15 protein-coding genes are annotated in these 20,890 nt (G+C 33.3%); 13 read left to right on the top strand and 2 right to left on the bottom strand.

Annotated features, from left to right (window positions below; translation table 11 throughout):
• Positions 1–81: 81 nt before the first annotated feature.
• Positions 82–474 carry a group III truncated hemoglobin gene (locus tag JQC67_RS12020; RefSeq protein WP_203253049.1) on the bottom strand — a complete coding sequence of 131 codons (393 nt, stop codon included), beginning with the start codon at positions 472–474 and terminating at the stop codon, positions 82–84.
• 98 nt (positions 475–572) lie between these two features.
• Here JQC67_RS12020 and JQC67_RS12015 point away from each other — a divergent pair, with 98 nt between their 5' ends.
• Positions 573–1,160, top strand: a complete 588-nt coding sequence (locus JQC67_RS12015) for a Crp/Fnr family transcriptional regulator (protein ID WP_203253048.1) — start codon at positions 573–575, stop codon at positions 1,158–1,160.
• A 26-nt stretch (positions 1,161–1,186) separates the two neighbouring features.
• On the opposite strand, the gene JQC67_RS12010 is transcribed toward JQC67_RS12015, so the two are convergent.
• The gene (locus JQC67_RS12010) at positions 1,187–2,494 is read right to left on the bottom strand and encodes an alpha/beta hydrolase family protein (RefSeq protein ID WP_203253047.1); all 1,308 of its coding nucleotides are present in this window, start codon (positions 2,492–2,494) and stop codon (positions 1,187–1,189) included.
• Between the two features lie 107 nt (positions 2,495–2,601).
• Here JQC67_RS12010 and JQC67_RS12005 point away from each other — a divergent pair, with 107 nt between their 5' ends.
• From JQC67_RS12005 to JQC67_RS11950, 12 genes are all read left to right on the top strand, one after another.
• Entirely contained in the window at positions 2,602–3,321 is a 720-nt protein-coding gene (locus tag JQC67_RS12005; protein WP_203253046.1) for a Rossmann-like and DUF2520 domain-containing protein, read from the top strand.
• Positions 3,305–3,832: a KdsC family phosphatase gene (locus JQC67_RS12000; protein WP_203253045.1), complete on the top strand. Its 528-nt coding sequence runs from the start codon at positions 3,305–3,307 to the stop codon at positions 3,830–3,832. Before JQC67_RS12005 ends, JQC67_RS12000 begins: the two co-directional genes overlap by 17 nt.
• A gap of 4 nt (positions 3,833–3,836) precedes the next feature.
• Positions 3,837–4,424 carry a Maf family nucleotide pyrophosphatase gene (locus tag JQC67_RS11995; protein ID WP_203253044.1) on the top strand — a complete coding sequence of 196 codons (588 nt, stop codon included), beginning with the start codon at positions 3,837–3,839 and terminating at the stop codon, positions 4,422–4,424.
• 24 nt (positions 4,425–4,448) lie between these two features.
• A complete protein-coding gene (locus JQC67_RS11990) occupies positions 4,449–5,402 on the top strand; it encodes a septum formation inhibitor Maf (RefSeq protein WP_203253043.1) in 954 nt (317 codons plus the stop codon).
• Positions 5,399–5,944, top strand: a complete 546-nt coding sequence (locus JQC67_RS11985; protein ID WP_317198372.1) for a mechanosensitive ion channel domain-containing protein — start codon at positions 5,399–5,401, stop codon at positions 5,942–5,944. Before JQC67_RS11990 ends, JQC67_RS11985 begins: the two co-directional genes overlap by 4 nt.
• 35 nt (positions 5,945–5,979) lie before the next feature.
• On the top strand, positions 5,980–7,026 hold the full coding sequence (locus JQC67_RS11980; RefSeq protein WP_203253042.1) for a magnesium and cobalt transport protein CorA: 1,047 nt from the start codon (positions 5,980–5,982) through the stop codon (positions 7,024–7,026).
• 100 nt (positions 7,027–7,126) lie between these two features.
• A complete protein-coding gene (locus JQC67_RS11975; RefSeq protein WP_203253041.1) occupies positions 7,127–9,661 on the top strand; it encodes a PIG-L family deacetylase in 2,535 nt (844 codons plus the stop codon).
• 104 nt (positions 9,662–9,765) lie between these two features.
• The gene (locus JQC67_RS11970) at positions 9,766–11,502 is read left to right on the top strand and encodes a sodium:solute symporter (protein ID WP_203253040.1); all 1,737 of its coding nucleotides are present in this window, start codon (positions 9,766–9,768) and stop codon (positions 11,500–11,502) included.
• A gap of 117 nt (positions 11,503–11,619) precedes the next feature.
• Positions 11,620–12,660: a LacI family DNA-binding transcriptional regulator gene (locus JQC67_RS11965; RefSeq protein ID WP_238934626.1), complete on the top strand. Its 1,041-nt coding sequence runs from the start codon at positions 11,620–11,622 to the stop codon at positions 12,658–12,660.
• Between the two features lie 182 nt (positions 12,661–12,842).
• Positions 12,843–15,881 carry a SusC/RagA family TonB-linked outer membrane protein gene (locus JQC67_RS11960; protein ID WP_203253039.1) on the top strand — a complete coding sequence of 1,013 codons (3,039 nt, stop codon included), beginning with the start codon at positions 12,843–12,845 and terminating at the stop codon, positions 15,879–15,881.
• 26 nt (positions 15,882–15,907) lie between these two features.
• Entirely contained in the window at positions 15,908–17,470 is a 1,563-nt protein-coding gene (locus JQC67_RS11955; protein WP_203253038.1) for a SusD/RagB family nutrient-binding outer membrane lipoprotein, read from the top strand.
• Between the two features lie 102 nt (positions 17,471–17,572).
• Positions 17,573–20,884, top strand: a complete 3,312-nt coding sequence (locus JQC67_RS11950) for a VCBS repeat-containing protein (protein WP_203253037.1) — start codon at positions 17,573–17,575, stop codon at positions 20,882–20,884.
• Positions 20,885–20,890 lie beyond the last annotated feature (6 nt).

Raw genomic sequence — 20,890 nt, 5'->3', positions numbered from 1 at the left:
TATTTGAATGCTTTGTAGTTGGCCTCGGCAAAAATAGGTGGTTTTTATCAATTTAAAGGGTGAGATTATGCTAAAATCTCCCTAATTTTCACGGGCTGAAAAAATACTCAGATGTATATGTGTAGACATTTTTCTAGCTCTATTTTTTAAGATGAATGCATTATCACCTTCAAATAGTTCATCAATGGTTTGAACCCACAAATTTAACCAACGCCCAAAGTGTTGCTCGTTAATTTGATTTTTAGCAAAATCATCGACTTTTATATGTGCTGAAATTGGGTCACCTTTATATGTGCCACGCTCAATAAATAGCTGATTACTCCAAAATGTTGTTAGATGTTCTAAGTGATGATCCCAATCATTTATGATTCCATTGAAAATAGGACCTATTAATTCGTCAGCACGAACTTTATTGTAAAAAGTATCTACCAATTGAAAAACTTCAGATTTATTCGTTATTTCACTTTTGCTCATGTAGGCTAATTTAAACTTAACTTGCTATTTTAGACACTAATTGACAAATTTCTGTAGATTATATTAATTAAATTATGATTTGGATCATATACACGTGAATGATATCTAAACAAATATTACTGAATTACGGAGCTGAAGAAAAGTTTTATAAAAAGAATGAAATTGTATTTCTAGAAGGGTCTAGAGCTGATTATTTCTATCAGGTAAAAACAGGAAAAGTAAAAATGTATAATTTAGGTGAAGATGGAAAAGAGTTCATTCAAGGTATGTTTGGTAAAGGCGAAAGTTTTGGTGAACCACCTATTTTTTGTGATTTTCCATTTCCCGCAAACGCTGCGGCCACAGTAGAAAGCACTTTATTTCGACTAAGAAAGGATTCTTTTTTTGAGATTTTAAAAGAACACCATGATATACATTTGAAATTAACTCAGGTGTTAAGTAATAGATTGCATTATAAATCAATGATTATGAAAGAGGTATCTGTTCATTCATCAGAACACAGAATACTTACATTATTAAACTACCTAAAAAAACAAGATCAAACTACTGAAGATTTTGAAATTAACTTAACTAGAAAGCAGATTTCAGAACTAACCGGTTTACGTGTAGAAACTGTAATTAGGGCTATTAAAAAATTAGAAGTTGAGGACAAACTAAAAATAGTAAATCGAAAAATTCTAGTTTAAAACTATAGTACTAATAGAAACTGTTTTTACTTTAGCCACTGATCAAACCAATCAAAGGCATCTGTTTGCATTTGACTATCAAATTTATGAAGGCCTTCGTAAAAATTGGCTTTGTATTTTTCAGAGACTCCCATTTTTTTATAGACATCACCTAAAATCTCATCTGCTTTTTTCATTTCAGGTAAGGTATAAAGCTGATCTTGATTGTTATTCAATACCAATGTTGGTAATGGGGCTCGTATGCCTATAATTTCTGGAAATTCAAGAAACTGTGAAAGCAATGGTGCATATAGCATCCAAGTATGTGTGAAAGCTTTATTCATTAAAAAATCTTTCCATGTAGACATAAAGCCAACACTGACTGCACATTTTATTCTATGGTCTAACCCTGCTAAATAATTGGTACGAAGTCCGCCACCTGATAATCCGGCGCAGCCCATATTATTTTCATCAACATCTGATCTATTCGCAAGAATATTTAATGCCATTTGGTCTTCTGCAAGTACGACTCCAGGCCAAGTTGTACCAGCACAAAAAAGTGATTTAGATAAAACATGCTCATGCTTATCCGCCCAATTGTTGTAAATTTTAATATTCTTTTCTTCTTCCGGGTTTTCATCTGTAAGCCCCATATTTTCGGCATCTCCCCAAGTTATTCCATCAACATCATCTAAAAGCACACGTCTGCTTCCGAAAGCAAACACATCATGAACCAATACTACATATCCTCTTTTTGCTATTGCATTTGCCCAGGCAATATCTTCATAATATTGCTTTTTATGATCATCCATTAACGGATGTTCTTCATCAGCAACACGAGTTATTTTTCGTTTCCCAAAATATTTATTACCACCGTGATCATGTAAACCTAAAATTGCCGGTAATTTCTCTTTTACGCCAGCAGGCTTCATCAAAATAGCTTCAGTTCTACTATTTCCGTTGGAAAGTTGCCAAGAAATCTCTTCAATTTCTAACCCATCATAAACATATTTTTTACGAACTGTAACCTCAGAAACCAAATTTAATTTTGGCGCAGCAACTAACTCATTGGCTTTTTGAAGCGCAGAAGTTCTCCATGAATCTGCATTTTTCCATTTATTATTTCTAAAGGATAATTCCGGAATGTTTTTCACTAATCCGGCTGCCCAATCACCATAACCACCAATAATACTTTTTGTTTTTATACTATTCATCTTACTAGTACTTTCTAGTTTGTTATTAAAAGAAGTCATACCTCCTACTCTAGTCAAAAAAGGAAATGTTGCACATGCAAAAGCTGATTTTTTAATAAATGCTCTTCGTGATTTTATTTCATTGTCATTCTCCTTTTTCATACTGCTGCGTTTAAATTGTTTTTTATAAAAATAGAAAAAGAAATTTAAAGACATTAGTTATGAAAATAGTAAGTTGTCAAGCATAAAAATATACCTAATTTTGTAGTATGATTAAAGTAGCACTTATCGGCGGTGGTAATGTATCGTATCATCTAGCAAATGCTTTTCAAAGTGTTGAAAATGTTGAGTTGACTATATATAGCGGTCGCGATGATTTATTAACAAAAATAGATCAACCAGACATTTGTATAATTGCAGTTAGTGATTCAGCTATAATTGAAGTTGCAAAAAAATTGATTGGTATTGATACTTTAATCGCACACACCTCTGGTTGCACTTCAATTCATGAGTTACCAAACAAACGAAAAGCTGTATTCTATCCATTACAGACCTTTTCAAAGGACAAGAAAATTGATTTCAGCTTAGTACCCATTTGCCTTGAGGCTGTGCATGATGACGAATATATTTTACTTGAAAAGTTAGCAAATTCAATATCTAATTCTGTTCAAAAAGTTTCATCTGAACAACGGCGAATTTTACATCTAGCAGCGATGTTCACTAATAATTTTAGTAATCATATGTTTCATATCGCTAAAGAAATTTGTGAAGAAAATAATTTGTCTTTTGACCTAATGAAACCTTTAATTCTTGAAACGGTTGATAAAATAAAAACAGTTTCCCCTTTTGATGCACAAACTGGCCCTGCAAGACGACATGATTTAAACACGATAAAGGAGCATAAAAAATTAATTGAAAATCCGAATCACTTAAAGATTTACGAACAACTAACTGAATCAATTCTAAATACCTATGGACAAAAGTTATAAAGCTTCTTTAAATAATATTACCACATTTGTTTTTGATGTGGATGGTGTGTTAACCGATGGCTCTGTTTTTATCACAAATGAAGGTGAATTATTGCGCTCTATGAATGTTAAAGATGGTTACGCTTTAAAGACTGCTGTTAAGAAAGGATATAATGTTTGCATTATTACTGGCGGAAATAATAATGGTGTTAAAATTCGTTTGCAAGGTCTTGGAATAACTAATTTTTATATGAATGCACATTTAAAGGCAGAACATTTAGATGAGTATCTCAACAACCACAATATCGAGCCTGAAAATGTACTTTTTATGGGTGATGATATGCCTGATATACCTGCCATGCAAATGGTTGCTCTACCTTGCTGCCCTCAAAACGCGGTGCCCCAAGTAAAAGATGTTTCAGCTTATGTTTCGCATAAAAATGGCGGTGATGGCTGTGCGAGAGACATAATAGAGCAGGTACTAAAAGTACGTGGTGATTGGGAAGGAAATTTTAGTGCAAAAAACGACTAAGTTAATGCTAAAAGAAAAGCTCAAAAATTACGAAATTATCTTGGCATCAGGCTCCCCAAGACGACAAGAATATTTCAGACAGCTCGATATTGATTTTAAAATAAAATTAAAGGAGATAGAAGAAATTTATCCGCCGAACCTAAAAGCAAGTGAAATAACTGATTATTTGGCTGAATTGAAAGGAAAGGCGTTTTTATCTGAAATTAAACCAATACAAATTGTAGTTACTTCAGATACTATTGTTTGGTATAATAATCAAGCATTAGGAAAACCAAAAGACAAGCAAGAAGCATTTAACATGTTGAATGCTATGTCAGGTGAATGGCATGACGTAATAACCTCTGTATGTTTTAATTTATCAACTACACAACTGACAAAGTCGTGTACAACTAAGGTGAAATTCAAAGAATTAGCAACTGCTGAAATAGATTACTATATTGAAAATTATAAACCCTATGACAAAGCGGGAGCATATGGTATTCAAGAATGGATTGGCTTGATTGCAATTGAGGAAGTTCAAGGCTCGTATGCTAACGTAGTCGGCCTACCCACTCATTTAGTTTATAAAATGTTTAATGAGTTAATTGAATGATCGATTTTTAAGTAACTTTATATTATGTTTAAAAAGTGGATTACATTAGAATTATCGTTGGTTTTTTTAGCAGCAATCGTCTCTACTTTTGAGTCTTGTAATGCGAATAAAAAAGAGGATACCAAAGATTTAGCACATAGCGAAGTTGTTTCAAAAACAACTTTGCCTAAAAAAGAACTTTCTGATGCCTTTAAAGATTATTGGTATGCTGGTGAAGCAGAGATTACTTCCTATAAATTAGAACAAGCACGTTACGGTGAAATGCGCGAAGGTACAGCTGTACTTATTTATGTTACCGAACCCTTTTTAGCAGAAAAGCAAACAAAGGCTGATGGTAATAATCCAGATAATATTCCTGTTCTAAAATTGAATGCTACTAAAAATTATTTGACAGGTATTTACCCTTATTCAATAATGAGTAGTAGCTTTTATCCTGTGTATGATAATAGTCATGCAATAAAGCTTTCGTTTTCATCTCAAGAATGGTGTGGTCAAGTTTATTCGCAATTAAATAACAGAGATAAGTTTGAAATAATGTCACATTCATATTTCGAAAATGAGGCGGATCAATCGATAAATCTTGAAAAAAATATTCTTGAAAATGAACTGTGGAATAAGCTGAGAATCAACCCTAAAGAACTACCGGTTGGTGAATTTAAAGTTATTCCTTCTTTTGAACATATCAGACTGTCTCACAGCGAATTAAAAGCTTATAATGCAAATTTAGCTTTAACTGATAATGGATTGGTTTCAACTTATGAAATTAATTACCCAGAACTGAAAAGAGAAGTGAAGATAAATTTTGATTCTAGGTTTCCATATGCAATTATCGGGTGGTCAGAAACTTTTGAAAGTGGCTTTGGAAATAGTAAAAAAGTAATGACTTCAACTGCCACCAAAATCAAAACAATTAAAAGCCCATATTGGCAAAAGAATCGAAACGAATTTCTTCCACTTAGAGACAGCCTTGGATTATGATGAAAGTATTTTTTGAAGAGAATCAATCTGAACTTTTAGGAACCCTTATTTGTATTATTGTTATTTTTCTACTTCGCTTTATTGTCACCCAGGCAATAAACAGAATTGGTCAAATACGAGATAAGAATTTGATCCGCACGAAAATGGTGAATAAATACATTTCATTTTCACTTGTTGCAATTGGTGCTATTATATTGATTTTTATATGGGGTGTTGATTTTAAAGAACTAGGCCTTGTTATGTCGTCAATTTTTGCGGTAATTGGTGTGGCACTTTTTGCTAGTTGGTCTATTCTCAGTAATGTAACAGCCGGAATTATTTTGTTTTTTTGGTACCCTTTTAAAATCGGAGATCGTATTAAAGTACACGACTCAGAATTCTCTGAAGAAGCATTAATTCTTGATATAGCTGCTTTCCACTTACATTTAAGAAAAGATAATGGAGAATTACTAACGTATCCAAACAACTTACTGCTACAAAAAGGTGTGGTGCTTATTGAAAAGAATGCTGGTTTTGATGAGGATATTGATTATGATATTTAGCGTTTCTATTTATTACTGCTATTAATAGCTTTCAAATGAGAAGAAAAAATCGGCGCAAAGCCAATCCATATGGCGATTATAAAGAAGTAAAATTAGAAGAATTTCTTTCTGATTTTAGTTTGATTCGGTATGATGCCAACCATTCAGAATTAAAAAACTTAACTGGTCTTGAAAGTATTAACATTAAAGAAAGTCCGGATACAATAAGTTGGCTAAATATTTACGGATTTCAGTATGCACACCAAATTAAAAAGATTGTTGCCCAAAATGGTATTGATGAATTTTTAAGCTACTTAATTCTTGACAATAACCATAGAAATAAAGTAATTGAACTTAATCAATGTTTTTTTCTAACGCTAAAATCTCCATATTACTCAGAAGATAAAGAAGAAGTCAAGTTTGAACAATTAGTTTTTATAGTGGGTGATAATTATGTCTGGTCAGTACAAGAGGTTTATGGTGATCATTTTGAACATATTCGATCACGTTTGCGAGATAACTTAGGGGTAGTACGAAAGAAGGGTGCTGATTATCTATTTTTCTTACTTATTGAGGCAATTATTGATAATTATTATTCTGCCTTTGAAAAACTAAACGAAGATAATATTGGGTTAGATAATCCTGATGATGTACGGCCCACACCAGAATTTGCAAGATTGGTTGAAAATCAAAAACGACAACTGTATCAAATAAAGCGAGCTTCTACTAGTTTAAACGAAGCATTAAGTCATTTGCAACTTTTTGAGTTTGAAAAATTCAATAAAAAATATTTTGACGAATCCCGCGAACAGGTTAAAATGCTTACTGATGAAATTGATCATAAACTTCAACATTTAGAAAGCTCAATAAATTTGATGTTTAGCATACAAAACCATAGACTTAATGAGGTTATGCGCACCTTAACAATTTTCTCTGTAATTTTTATTCCATTAACTTTTTTGGCGGGCATATACGGTATGAACTTTGAAAATATGCCAGAATTAAAATCGAAAAATGGCTACTTCATAGTTCTTGGTGTAATGTTACTAATAGTACTTGGTACCGTTTATTTTATTAAAAGGAAAAAATGGTCTGGTAAATAGTGTCATAAGCCTAACCATAAAAACCTGTTAAAGAAGTTTTAATTATTATTTAAAGCCTGTTAAACTTGCTATCTTTGGGTAACTACAAAATGATTTACCTATGCGCGTATTTCTGGTATTCTTTCTAGGAATACTTCTGACCAACCAAAATACGAAGGCACAATCGCCTTCAAAACCATCGTCCTCAGAAATATATCACAGTATTCAAAAGCTTAATTTTTTGGGTTCTGCTTTATACATTGCTGCTCACCCTGATGATGAAAATACACGGTTAATCTCATATTTATCTAACAATGAAAAAGCAAGAACGGGTTATCTTTCGTTAACCAGAGGTGATGGAGGTCAAAATTTAATTGGATCTGAATTACGAGAACTATTAGGCGTTTTACGTACGCAAGAACTTTTGGCTGCAAGAAGAACTGATGGCGGAGAGCAATTTTTCTCTAGGGCTAATGATTTCGGTTATTCTAAGCATCCAGATGAAACGCTCAAAATCTGGAATAAGAAAGATGTTTTAGGTGATGTGGTTTGGGCAATTCGTAAGTTTCAGCCTGATGTTATCATAAATAGATTTGATCACCGATCACCTGGCAGCACACATGGGCACCATACTTCCTCCGCTATGTTGAGTGTTGAAGCTTTTGATTTAACTAATAACTCCGAGCAATATAAAGAACAATTAAAGCATGTTGAAACTTGGCAGCCAAAACGCCTTTTCTTCAACACATCTTGGTGGTTTTATGGTAGTGAAGAAAAATTTGAAAAAGCTGACAAGTCTAAAATGCTTAGTATGGATGTAGGTGTGTTTTATCCTTCATTAGGACTTTCAAATAATGAAATTGCATCAATGGCTAGTAGCCAACATTTATGTCAAGGTTTTGGTAGATTAAATACGCGTGGTTCTGAAAATGAATATGTAGAATTACTCAAAGGCGATATGCCACTTGATAAAACCAATATTTTTGACGGTATTGATACGAGCTGGTTAAGAGTTGAAGGAGGAAAAGCGATAGGAGAAATTTTAACCAAAGTTGAAAATAATTTCGATTTTAAGAATCCCTCAGTACACCTTCCTCAATTAGTTGAGGCATATAACTTATTGCAAGACATTAAAAATGAGCATTGGAAAGATTTAAAATCAGAAGAACTTAAAAATATTATTCTAGAAATTACGGGCTTATTTCTAGAAGTTTCTGCAAATAATCCTATTGCGAATCCGGGAAGCAATGCCGGTTTAGCTGTAGAAGTTTTAAATAGAAGTAATGCAGCTATTACCTTAAAATCATTAAATATTCCTTACCTAAATATGACGGATAATAAAAATATCCTTCTAAAAGAAAATGAAAAACATAATTATGAATTAGAAATTCAGATTCCTTCAGATGCTGCTTATACTAGTCCGTATTGGTTAAATGAAAAAGGTAGCTTGGGCATGTATAAAGTGGATGATCAGAGCCTTATTGGTAAACCTGAAACCCCTCGCACGGTTCAAATGGAATTTGTTCTTGATTTTAATGGTCAAGAAATTTCGTTTATCAAGCCCGTTATTCATAGATATGCGAAACGAGATAAAGGTGAAATATATCAGCCTTTTGAGATACTGCCCGTCGCCACTGCCGCTTTTAATGATAAGGTATTGATTTTTGCTGATGGCAAACCAAAAACAATTCCAGTTACCATTAAAGCACATGCAAATAACTTAAAAGGAGAAGTACAGTTTTGTTTTTCTGAAGGATGGAAAGTAGACCAAGAAACAAAACCTTTCACTATTGAGAAAAAAGGTGATGTACAAACCATTAATTTCATATTAACGCCTCCTGAAAACGAAGACGAAAGTTTTATATCTCCGATTATTAGAATTGACGATAATGTAATTAGTAAAGAATTAGTTACCATTGCGTATGATCATATACCTACGCAATCTGTTTTACTTCCTTCGGAGGCAAAAGTAGTTCGCTTAAATATTGAAAAGGTTGGTGAACATATAGGATACATAGTTGGTGCCGGAGATGAAGTTCCGCAAAGCCTTGAACAGATTGGCTATACCGTTCATACAGTTGATGTAAATTCAATAGGCACCGGAACATTGAAAAAATACGATGCGGTAGTAGTTGGCATTAGGGCCTATAATGTGTTACCAGATTTAAAATTTAAACAGAAATATTTGCTGGATTTTGTAAAAGAAGGTGGTAACTTAATTATTCAATACAATACTGCAGGCAGATGGGATAAAGCCTACGAAAATATTGCGCCATACAAGTTAAAATTATCTAGAGATCGTGTTACTGATGAAAACTCAGCAGTAGAAATCATAGCCAAAAATAATGCGCTTGTTAATTTTCCTAATAAGATTAATCAAAGTGATTTCGATGGATGGGTTCAAGAACGTGGATTATATTTTCCCGATGAATGGGGAAAAGAATTTACACCGATTCTTTCAATGAAAGATCAAGGAGAGAGTGCTAAAAAGGGAAGTTTATTAGTAGCACCTTATGGCAAAGGAAATTACATTTATACAGGATTAAGCTTTTTTAGAGAATTACCCGCAGGTGTTTCTGGCGCCTACAAACTCTTTGCAAATATGCTTTCCATCGGAAAAGAAAAAGTAGAAAAAGAACCAAAAGTTAAAGGATAACCATGGACGATAAATTTGTTTGGAAAAAGGAGTACACTTTGGTTTTGATTTTGAATATCTTTTATATTCTTATTTTTTATTATATAATGACATCAACAATATAAATGGGCATTCTTGATTGGACAATACTTTGTGCTACCCTACTCTTTATAGTAGGCTATGGCGTGTGGAAAACAAAGGGCAGCAAAAATGTTGATGACTATGTTCGTGGTGGTCGCCAAGCAAAATGGTGGACTATCGGTCTTTCTGTTATGGCAACACAAGCAAGTGCCATAACTTTTTTATCTACCCCAGGTCAAGCGTTTCATGACGGTATGGGTTTTGTTCAATTTTATTTTGGACTTCCGATAGCAATGATAATTATTTGCTTGGTCTTTGTTCCACTTTATCATCGACTTAAAGTATATACCGCATATGAGTTTTTAGAAACTCGTTTTGATCTCAAAACTCGTTCTTTAGCTGCAATTTTATTTTTAGTTCAACGAGGCTTAGCTGCTGGTATTACAATCTTTGCTCCTTCCATAATTCTTTCCGCAGTTTTGGGCTGGGATCTTCGTACCCTAAATATTATCATAGGTATATTAGTAATAATTTATACTGTTTCTGGCGGTACAAGAGCGGTAAGTGTTACTCAAAAGCAACAGATGTTTATTATTATGTTGGGTATGTTTGTCACTTTCTTTTTTATTCTTGGGTCTTTACCTGCCGATATTAATTTAAGTAAGGCCTTAAAAATTGCTGGTGCAAGTGACAAACTAAATATATTAGATTTTAGCTTTAACACTGAAAGTCGTTATACTTTTTGGAGTGGTATTACCGGAGGTTTATTTCTTGCTTTGGCATATTTTGGTACTGATCAAAGTCAGGTTCAACGTTATCTTTCAGGTAAGTCAATTCGTGAAAGTCAATTGGGTTTAGTGTTTAATGGTATGCTTAAAATTCCAATGCAGTTTTTTATTCTACTAGTTGGTGTCATGGTATTTGTATTTTATCAATATAATCCTGCTCCCTTAAATTTCAATCCAGCTGCTACGCAAGCAGTTATGAATTCTGATGTAGCTCCGCGATATATTGAACTCAATAAGCGACATGAAGAACTGGGAGTTGATAAAAAAATGGCTCAAGATAAATTTTCAGCTGCAATCTCTAGAAAAGAATATGATGCTATTATGCAAGCTAAGCTTGAAATAATAAATATCAACTCAAAAGATAGCACTAATAGAGCTGTTGCGAAATCATTAATCAAAGAAGCTGATAGTGTGGCTGAAACAAATGATAAAGACTATGTTTTTATTCATTTTATTCTAAACAATTTACCAAAGGGATTAATAGGATTACTATTAGCAGTGATTTTATCAGCTGCAATGTCTTCAACCGCATCAGAGCTTAATGCTTTGGGCACTATTACGGCCTTAGATTTATATAAACGTAATAAAAAAGAAGATAAGTCTGATGAACATTATGTTTTAGCCTCAAAAGGTTTTACACTTCTATGGGGTGTAATAGCAATTTTTATTGCTTGTGTTGCTAGCTTATTTGACAACCTAATTCAATTGGTCAATATCATTGGCTCAATATTTTATGGAAATGTATTGGGTATATTTTTACTGGCTTTCTTTTTCAAATTTGTGAAAGGTAACGCCGTATTCTTTGCGGCTTTGGTTACTCAAATTTTAATTATCGTTCTGTATTATAATCTTATACATATATATCCATCAGGTCAAGAGAAGTTAGGCTATTTATGGCTTAATTTTATTGGTTCAGCTTTAGTTATAAGTCTAGCTCTATTATTTGAATGCTTTGATCGCTTATTAAAAAAGCCACCTATTACTTCTACTTAAATTTATATCTTATTACAGTTGCATTGCTAGTTATTTGGTCCGCTCAAATTTTCGTTTTTTAATTTTAGCTATATTTAGTGCGATAAGACTATAATTAATTGTGTCATTGTTTTAGAAATGATTGAGAAAAAATACACTATTAAAGATATTGCTGAATTGGCTGGCGTATCTAAAGGAACGGTAGACAGAGTACTTCATAATAGAGGAAGAGTTTCAAAAGACGCCAAGGAAAGAGTAAATAAAGTAGTCACCGATATTGATTACCAACCCAATTTAATAGCAAGAAGTCTTAAAAATAACAAGGTCTATCGAATTTCTGCTTTAATACCAGATGCTACACTAGATAGTTATTGGCTTCCCACAGTAAAAGGTGTAGATGAAGCCGTTCAAGAATTTAAACCTTTCGGACTTGTTTTGGACAAATACTATTTCAATCCAAAGAAGGTTAAATCATTTCAAGAACAGGTAGAATTAGTAGTACAATCTAAACCAGATGCCATTCTTTTGGCTCCTGTATTTCATAAGGAATCATTAAAGATTTTTCAATATTGTAAACAGAATAAAATTCAGGTTGCATCTTTTAATAATCATATAGATAATTTAAGCTTAGAACATTTTATAGGTCAAGACCTAAACCAAAGTGGTCGTGTTGCAGCCAGTCTAATAGATAAAGTTACAGATAAAGATTCTAGAATAGCTGTTATTCATATTGATGAAGAAACTCATATGCGTCATAAAGAAATTGGATTTCGAGATTATTTTAAAGAAAAATATAAAGACTCTAAGAAAATAGTATCCTATAGTATTAATAATAAAAAGAGTATTAATCTAAATGATGAGATTTCATTATTTATGGCAAGTCATGAGGCGATATCTGCTGTATTTGTTACAAATTCAAAGGCTTATCTCATTGTTGACATATTAAAAAAAGAAAATAAGAAAATTGTAATTGTGGGATATGACCTATTAAAAGACAATATTCGATTTTTAAAACGTGGTCAAATCGAATTTTTAATTCATCAAAAACCATATCAACAAGCCTATTTAGGAGTTAGTTATCTTGCTGAAAACCTGTTATTTGGAAAAAATATACCTGAAAAAAAACTACTCCCAATTGATATAATTACTGCTGAAAATGTAAAATACTACAGTAGCTAAATAGTTCAACACTTAAATTTTTAGAAAAATGTGTTCGAACACATTTAACCTCAAAAAGCTTTGTTCTATCAAAAATTTTATTAATTTAACCGCTTTGTTAAGGTAAGGTTAAAATTATATAACAGAAATTTTAATTTTTAGCAAAAACGAACTAATTTTTAATTAACTCAAAACACCCTATTATGATTAAAAGATTATTATTGTTTTTGGTGTTGGTATTCGGGTCATACCCGTTACTGGCGCAAAGTAATACAGTGTCAGGTACGGTTACCGATGCTGCTGATGGATCACCGTTGCCAGGCGTAAATGTACTTGTACAAGGTACTACAAGTGGCACGCAAACGGATTTCGATGGAAATTATTCTATTGAAGCTGAAGAAGGCAATACACTTGTCTTTTCTTATTTAGGTATGAGCACCCAGAATGTAACTGTGGGTTCTTCTAGTGAAATGAATGTAGCATTAATTGAAGATGCTAGTCAACTTGATGAAGTTGTTGTTACTGCATTGGGTGTCGAGAGACAGAAAAAATCGCTTACTTATGCCACACAAGGTATCGATGCTGAAGGTATCGATGAAGCAAGACCACAGCAAAACTTAGTAAATAGTTTACAAGGTAAAGTTGCAGGTCTCTCTATTCAAACATCAGGTAATGGTGTTAGTGGTGGGTCTAAAGTAGTTCTTCGTGGTAACAGATCTATTGCGGGAAGTAGTCAAGTATTGTATATAGTTGATGGCGTGCCATTAGGTGGTGATATTTCAGATATTAGTCCTGATGATGTTGCCTCAATAAATGTATTAAAAGGTGCTAATGCAGCTGCATTGTATGGTGCACGCGCAAACAACGGTGCAATAATCATTACTACTAAGTCTGGTAATGAAGGAGGAATGAGTATTATTGTAAGTTCTACAATTACCGCTCAAAAAGGAAATATTCAATACGATTATCAAAATGAATATGGCCAAGGTAGTGCTGGCATATATAATCCAAACTCAACAGGTTCATGGGGCCCTGCATTAGATGGGTCAACAGTCGCTGGATGGCAACCTTTAGGTGCAACATCCTACAGTTTTAGTCCACAAGCAGATAACGTTAAAGATTTCATGCAAACTGGATTTAATTTAGCAAACAATCTTTCGATTCGATCTGGAAATGAAAAAATTAAAACTTTTTTTGGCTACACACATGAACTTCGAAATGGTATAGTTGCTGATAATGATTTAAAAAGACACAATCTTACTTTTAAAATTGACAACAATCTTATTAAAGACAAATTAGTTCTAAGTGCTAAGGCTAATTATATACGTACAGATTTATTTAACTCTTTAGATACAGGTGAATCATTCTCTAATCCATGGAGACATGCATATCGATTACCGAGAAACATTAGAACAGAAGATGCAGAAAATTATAAATACATTGATGCAATTGGTAATGTAAGGCAAAATTACTGGAAAGTAGGTGATAATGGCGGTGCTAACCCATATTGGACTATAAACGAGAACTTAAAAGAAATTATATCCAATAGAATTATAGGTTATACCTCGTTAAAGTACAACTTTACGGATAATTTAAATTTAATGATTAGAACTTCATTAGATCAAAGATCAGAAGCTAGAGAAGATAAGTTGTCTAATGATTCTTACATAATCGCTGATAATGGTAATTACAGTACGAGAAATCAAACAAATTATGAATGGAATACAGATTTTCTTTTAGGCTATACAAAAGAAATTAATGAAAATTTCGGATTCAATCTTAATTTTGGTGGTAATAATAGACAAACTAAATATCAATGGGTTCGTACTGATAATGGTGGTTTAAATGCTGCAAATATCTTTGCAGTAACTAATGCATTGAATTTAACAGCAACTCAAGAATTTACTACTAAAGAAGTAAATTCTCTTTATGGATTTGGTCAGGCAGCATTTAAAGATGCTTTATTTTTGGATCTTACATATAGAAGTGACTGGAGTTCTACATTACCTGCTGAAAATAGAAGATTTGATTATTATTCTGCTGGTATTAGTGCTGTAATTTCAGATTTAGTTGCCTTACCTGAAGCAATTTCTTATTTAAAACTAAGAACTTCTTATGCAGAAGTAGGTAACGATACTGATCCATATAATATTTCAAGAAACGCAAACCTTGTTGCTGGCGGATTTGTACAATTACAAACAACACAACCAAATGAGAATCTTAAACCAGAACGTACTAAATCATTCGAGTTTGGTGTAGATGCTAGATTTTTAGACAATAGACTTGGAATTGATTTCACTTATTATAAGTCTAATAGTATTGATCAATTATTTAGACAAACTGCACTTGTTGAAAGTGGAATTTCTACAAAATTTATTAATGGTGGTGATGTACAGAATAAAGGTATTGAGTTTATTTTAACTGGTACACCAGTACGTACTTCAGATTTTAATTGGGATGTTACAGTTAACTACTCCAAAAATACAAGTGAAGTATTAAGTCTATCTGATGGTTTAGATGAGTTATCTTATGGAGGTGATTTCTTTAGACAATTCAAATTAGTAGTTGGTGATCCTTGGGGTAACGTTTATTCAAGAGGATTTGCAAGAAATGATGCCGGTCAAGTTTTAGTAGCTTCTGATGGTACTCCTGAAGTTACTTCTGGTCAAGACGTATTAGTAGCTAACTATAATCCTGATTGGCTAGGTGGCATAACTAATTCTTTCCGATATAAAAACTTGAGCTTCAGTTTCTTAATTGACATGCGTCAAGGTGGTCAAGTTGGTTCAGTAACAAATGCTATTTTGGCATCTGACGGTGCTTTGCAAAGTACTGTAGCCGGTCGTGACGGTAGTTTGGTATTTGGAACAAATGTTTTCCCTGAGTTAGATGTGGTACAAGCTGATGGAAGTGCCAATAATATTTCTGTTAATTCAGAACAGTTTTGGGCAAAAATTGGTGGTAGAAACTCACCTGTAGGTGAAGCTTTTGTTGAGGACGCCTCTAATATTAGAATGCGTGAAATGAGCTTAGGTTATAGTTTACCTCAATCCTTATTGGGTAATGGCCCTTTTAAAAGTGCAAAAGTATCATTGGTTGGAAGAAACTTGTTTTTTATCAAAAACAATGCTTCTTTTGATCCAGAAGTCTTAATTAACACGAATACAAATGCTGATGGTTTTGAATCATTTTCTCCACCTTCTACGAGTAGTTTAGGGGTCAATGTAAAATTCGCATTTTAAAAAATTGTAACTTTAAAAGAAAAAACATGAAAAATATAATAACAAAAATTAGTCTGGGTGTAGCCTTAGCTTTCCTAAGTGTTGGCTGTACCGAAGACTTCGAAGAAATAAATACAGATCCGCATGTGTTAGATATTGGTAAAATATCTGAGAGTCCTGTTTTACAAGGCCAGGCTTTTGCACAAGCGCAATATACTGGTGTAAATGGCTTACATTGGCGTTTTCAAATATCTCAGAATTTATTTTCTGATATTTGGGCGCAATACTATGCTACCACCGCCTCAGGATTTGATTCTGATAGATATGTACAAGTAGGCCGTTGGGCCGATTTAGCTTGGACTTCTTTTTATGCAGAATCAGCTCCACAATTGAAATTAGTAGAAGATCTTTCTGCCGAAACTGGTAATGCAGTCGGTAATGCAATGGCTAAGATATGGAGAGTTCATTCGTATCAAAGAATTACTGATTATTGGGGACCAGTACCTTACTCTGAATTCGGGAATACTGAACTTGATGTAATACCATATGATTCTCAAGAATCTATTTACAGAAGTTTCTTTGTTACCCTAGATGAAGCTGTATCTCAATTAGCAGGTGGTGGAAATTCTTACGGTGGTAGTGATAGAGTTTATTCTGGAGACGGAGCTAAATGGCTAAAGTTTGCAAATAGCTTGCGCTTACGTTTAGCACTAAGAGTTAAATATGCTGATCCAGCTTTAGCAAAATCTGAAGCTGAAAAAGCGGTTGCTGCTGGTGTATTTACTGCTAACTCTGATAATGCATATGTATCAGTAGATGATACAAACCGTAACCCTATAGAAACTATTACTGATTGGGGTGAATATAGAATGAGTGCAACTATGGAGAGTATCTTAGAAGGATATGAAGATCCGCGTTTACCTGAATATTTTCAACCAGCCGTAGATGGTGATTCAGATGGTGATGGAAGCCCTTATGAAGGTCTTTTAAATGGGCAAACAAAAGTTAGCTTAGAAACCAGTAAAAATGCAGGTCATTCAGATGTTGGTACTAAATTTGTAGATGTTGCTAGAGGTGGAATAAACCCTCCCATAGAAGTAATGAATGCCGCTGAAGTATATTTCTTAAGAGCTGAAGGTGCTTTAGCAGGATGGGCAATGGGCGGTTCTGCTCAAGAATTGTATGAAATGGGTATTCGCACCTCTTTAATGGATCAATCTGCTGCTGATGATTCTGCCATAAATGCTTATATCGCTAGTACTAATACTCCAAGTCCATTTGAAGTGGGTGCAGCACCAGTTGCAACGATTCCTGTTGCTTTTGGCGGTAGTGATGAAGAGAAACTTGAGCAAATAATCACTCAAAAATGGTTGGCTATCTATCCTAACGGATGGGAAGCTTGGGCTGAATTGAGAAGAACTGGTTATCCAAAACAGTATGCTAGAATTCAATCTGAAAACCCAGATGTTGCTGTTAACGAAATTGTAAGAAGAATGGTTTATGTTACAAGTTCATTTGCTCCAAGTAGCGAAGGGGTTGATGCTGCTATTGCTAGCCCCGAATTGGGTTCTGACAAGAACAATATTAAATTATGGTGGGATAAAAAATAATCCCATTATTTAAATTTATAGAAAAACACCAATATCTTTTTATTGGTGTTTTTTGTTTATTATATGCACCAAAATAGTATTGTATTATAAAATATCTTAACAATGAAATCATTAATATATCAAAGTAGATTTTTTTATTTACTTATTGCATTAATTATCTGCTCTTGTACTACAGATGATAAAAGCAAACAGTTTTCATTATTGTCTCGTAATACAACAGGAATTAACTTCAAAAATTTATTAAAAGAAACCGAAAAGTTCAATGTTTTGGAGTATGGATATTTATACAATGGCGGCGGTGTATCAATAGGTGACTTAAATAATGATGGCCTTCCAGATATTTATTTTACTGGCAATATGGTTGGCAGTCAACTTTATATCAACCAAGGTGATTTCGAATTCAAAGAAGTTGCGAAAAAAGCCGGTGTTTTTGCAGATGGTTTATGGAATACGGGAACAACAATGGCAGATGTAAATGCTGATGGTTACTTGGATATTTATGTTTGTAGATCGGCCGCAAAAGATCCAGAAAGAAGAAAAAATTTATTATTTATTAATAATAAGGATCTTACTTTTACCGAAAGTGCTGCGGAATATGGCATTGCAGATTCTGGTTATTCTACACAAGGCGCTTTTTTTGATTATGATAAAGATGGTGATTTAGACCTATATGTATTAAATCATTCAACTCAAGAATATGCTGGTTTTGGTCAAATTACAGCATCTTTGAAAAATAAGAAAAACAATGATTATTCAGATAAACTATATAAAAACGAAAATGGCAATTTCACAGATGTAAGTGATGCTTCTGGATTAATTTCTAATGTCTTAGGTTTCGGATTAGGCATTGCAATATCTGACATTAATAACGATACCTGGCCAGATGTATATGTCTCTAACGATTATAACGAACAAGACTATTTATATATTAATAATCAAGATGGAACATTTTCCGAAAGTTTAGAAAAGTTTATTGGACATACTTCTCTCTTTTCAATGGGTTCCGATATTGCAGATATAAACAATGATGGGTACACAGATATAATGACCTTAGACATGTTACCTGAAGGTAATGACAGACAGAAAATGGTTTCTGGTCCAGACAATTACGACAAGTATAGTCTATTAGCTAAATCTGGCTTCTACAACCAAACCATGAGAAACATGCTACAGGTTAACAACCAAGGAGAATCTTTTTCTGAAGTTGGACAGTTTTCAGGGATTTCAAATACAGACTGGAGCTGGAGTGCACTTTTTCCAGATTTAAATAACGACGGTTATAAAGACCTTTTTATAACAAACGGGTATAAACGTGATTATACGAATATGGATTTTATGAACTTTGCGGTTCAAGAAAAAATTAAAGAAAATAAAACAGGACAAAGAATTGCTATAATGGAACTCTTAGAAAAAGTTCCTCCTACTATTGAAGAAAATTATACATATAAAAACAATGGTGATTTAACGTTCACTAAAATGAATTCGGATTGGGGGCTCAATCAAAAATCACTGTCAAACGGTGCTGCATATGCCGATTTAGATAATGATGGTGACCTAGACCTTGTGGTAAACAATATTGATGAAGAACCATTTGTTTATAGAAATAATAGTGAACTAGATTTAAATTCTAATTTTCTTAAAGTAAAACTTAAAGGTGATAATGAAAACACCTTTGGTATTGGTGCCAAAATCTCATTAACTATCGGTGACAAAATTATAAGTCAAGAAATGATGCCAACTAGAGGCTATCAATCTTCTGTGGATTTTAATTTAGTTTTTGGTTTGGGTGAAGCTAAAGAAATTGATAAAATTGAAATTATATGGCCTGATTCGAAAGTTCAGGTTTTAGAAAGAATTAAGGCCAATAAAGAAATAAAACTTAATCAAGCTGATGCTACTAATGTTCCCTCAAAAAATAGCAGCCCCTACACTACCCTATTTACCGATGTTTCCGCTGATAGTCCTTTAATCGCTGAACATAATGAAAACAACTATGTCGATTTTAAAAGACAACAATTATTACCACATAAGCTTTCTACACAGGGACCCAAAATTGCAAAAGGTGATGTAAATAATGACGGATTAGAAGATATATTCATATGTGGAGCAAAAGGTAGTCTCGGTAAACTAATGCTTCAATCAAAAAACGGAGAATTTCTTGACTCTAAGTTTTCATTTGAAGATGATTTAAAATACGAAGATACAGCAGCACTGTTTTTTGATGCTGACAATGATAACGACCTTGATTTATATGTTGTAAGTGCTGGTAATGAATATGAACCTGGTTCTCCAGAATTACAAGACCGAATCTATTTTAATAATGGGTATGGAAAATTCACAAAAAAAGAAAAAGCATTACCAACAATGCTTACAAATGGATCTTGTGTTGTAACAAGTGATATCGATAATGATGGTGATTTAGATTTATTTGTTGGTGGCAGAGTTATTACCGGTCAATACCCTACCGCTCCTAGAAGTTATGTTCTAATTAATGATGGATCAGGAAAATTTACTGACGCTACTGCAGAAGTAAATATTGCACTGGTAAACCCAGGTATGGTGACGGATGCAGTTTGGGCAGATATTGATAATGACGAACAGAAAGATCTAATTATAGTTGGTGAGTTTATGCCAATTCGCATATTTAAAAACAATAAAGGCGAATTAAAAGAACTTGAAAATACAAACATTTTGAATTCTGAAGGCTGGTGGAATACTATTGAAGCTGCTGATTTTGATAATGATGGTGATATAGATTTTGTACTAGGTAACTTTGGCTTAAACTCCCAATTAAAAGCTTCACCAGAAGAACCCGTTAGCGTATATGCAAAAGATTTTGATGGCAATGGATCCATTGATCCAATTTTATGTTCATATAAAATGGGGAAAGAATATCCAGAATGGTCAAAAGATGATTTAGTAGGTCAGCTTAGTGGACTAAAAGCTAAGTACATTAATTATTCTGATTATGCAGAAGCTCAAATAACTGATATTTTTTCAACTGAAGAATTGAAAGATGCTCAGGTGCTTAAAGCTGTTAACTTTTCAAGTTCGTATGTAGAAAACTTAGGTGATTACAAGTTTGATTTGAAACCGTTACCCAATGTTGCCCAGTTCGCTCCTATTTATAGTATCCTTCCAAACGATTTTAATAATGATGGAAACCTGGATATTTTATTAGCAGGAAATTTCTTTGGCAATCGAGTAAAATATGGTAGATATGATGCCAGCAAGGGAGACATTTTACTGGGTGATGGACAAGGAAATTTTTCAGCAATTACAAACGAGAAAAGTGGATTGAATTTAAATGGTGAAGTGAGAGATATTATTTCGGTTAAAAATTACAGCGGTATTGAGATGGTATTATTTGCTAGAAATAATGCGGCTGTAAAAGTTTATAAAAAAGAAAATTAAATAAGT

The sequence above is a fragment of the Aurantibacter crassamenti genome, assembly GCF_016811105.1.
GTDB classification, from domain to species: domain Bacteria; phylum Bacteroidota; class Bacteroidia; order Flavobacteriales; family Flavobacteriaceae; genus Aurantibacter_A; species Aurantibacter_A crassamenti.
Note: the sequence above shows the minus strand (reverse complement) of the source record. Positions and strands in the feature narration are given on the sequence as shown.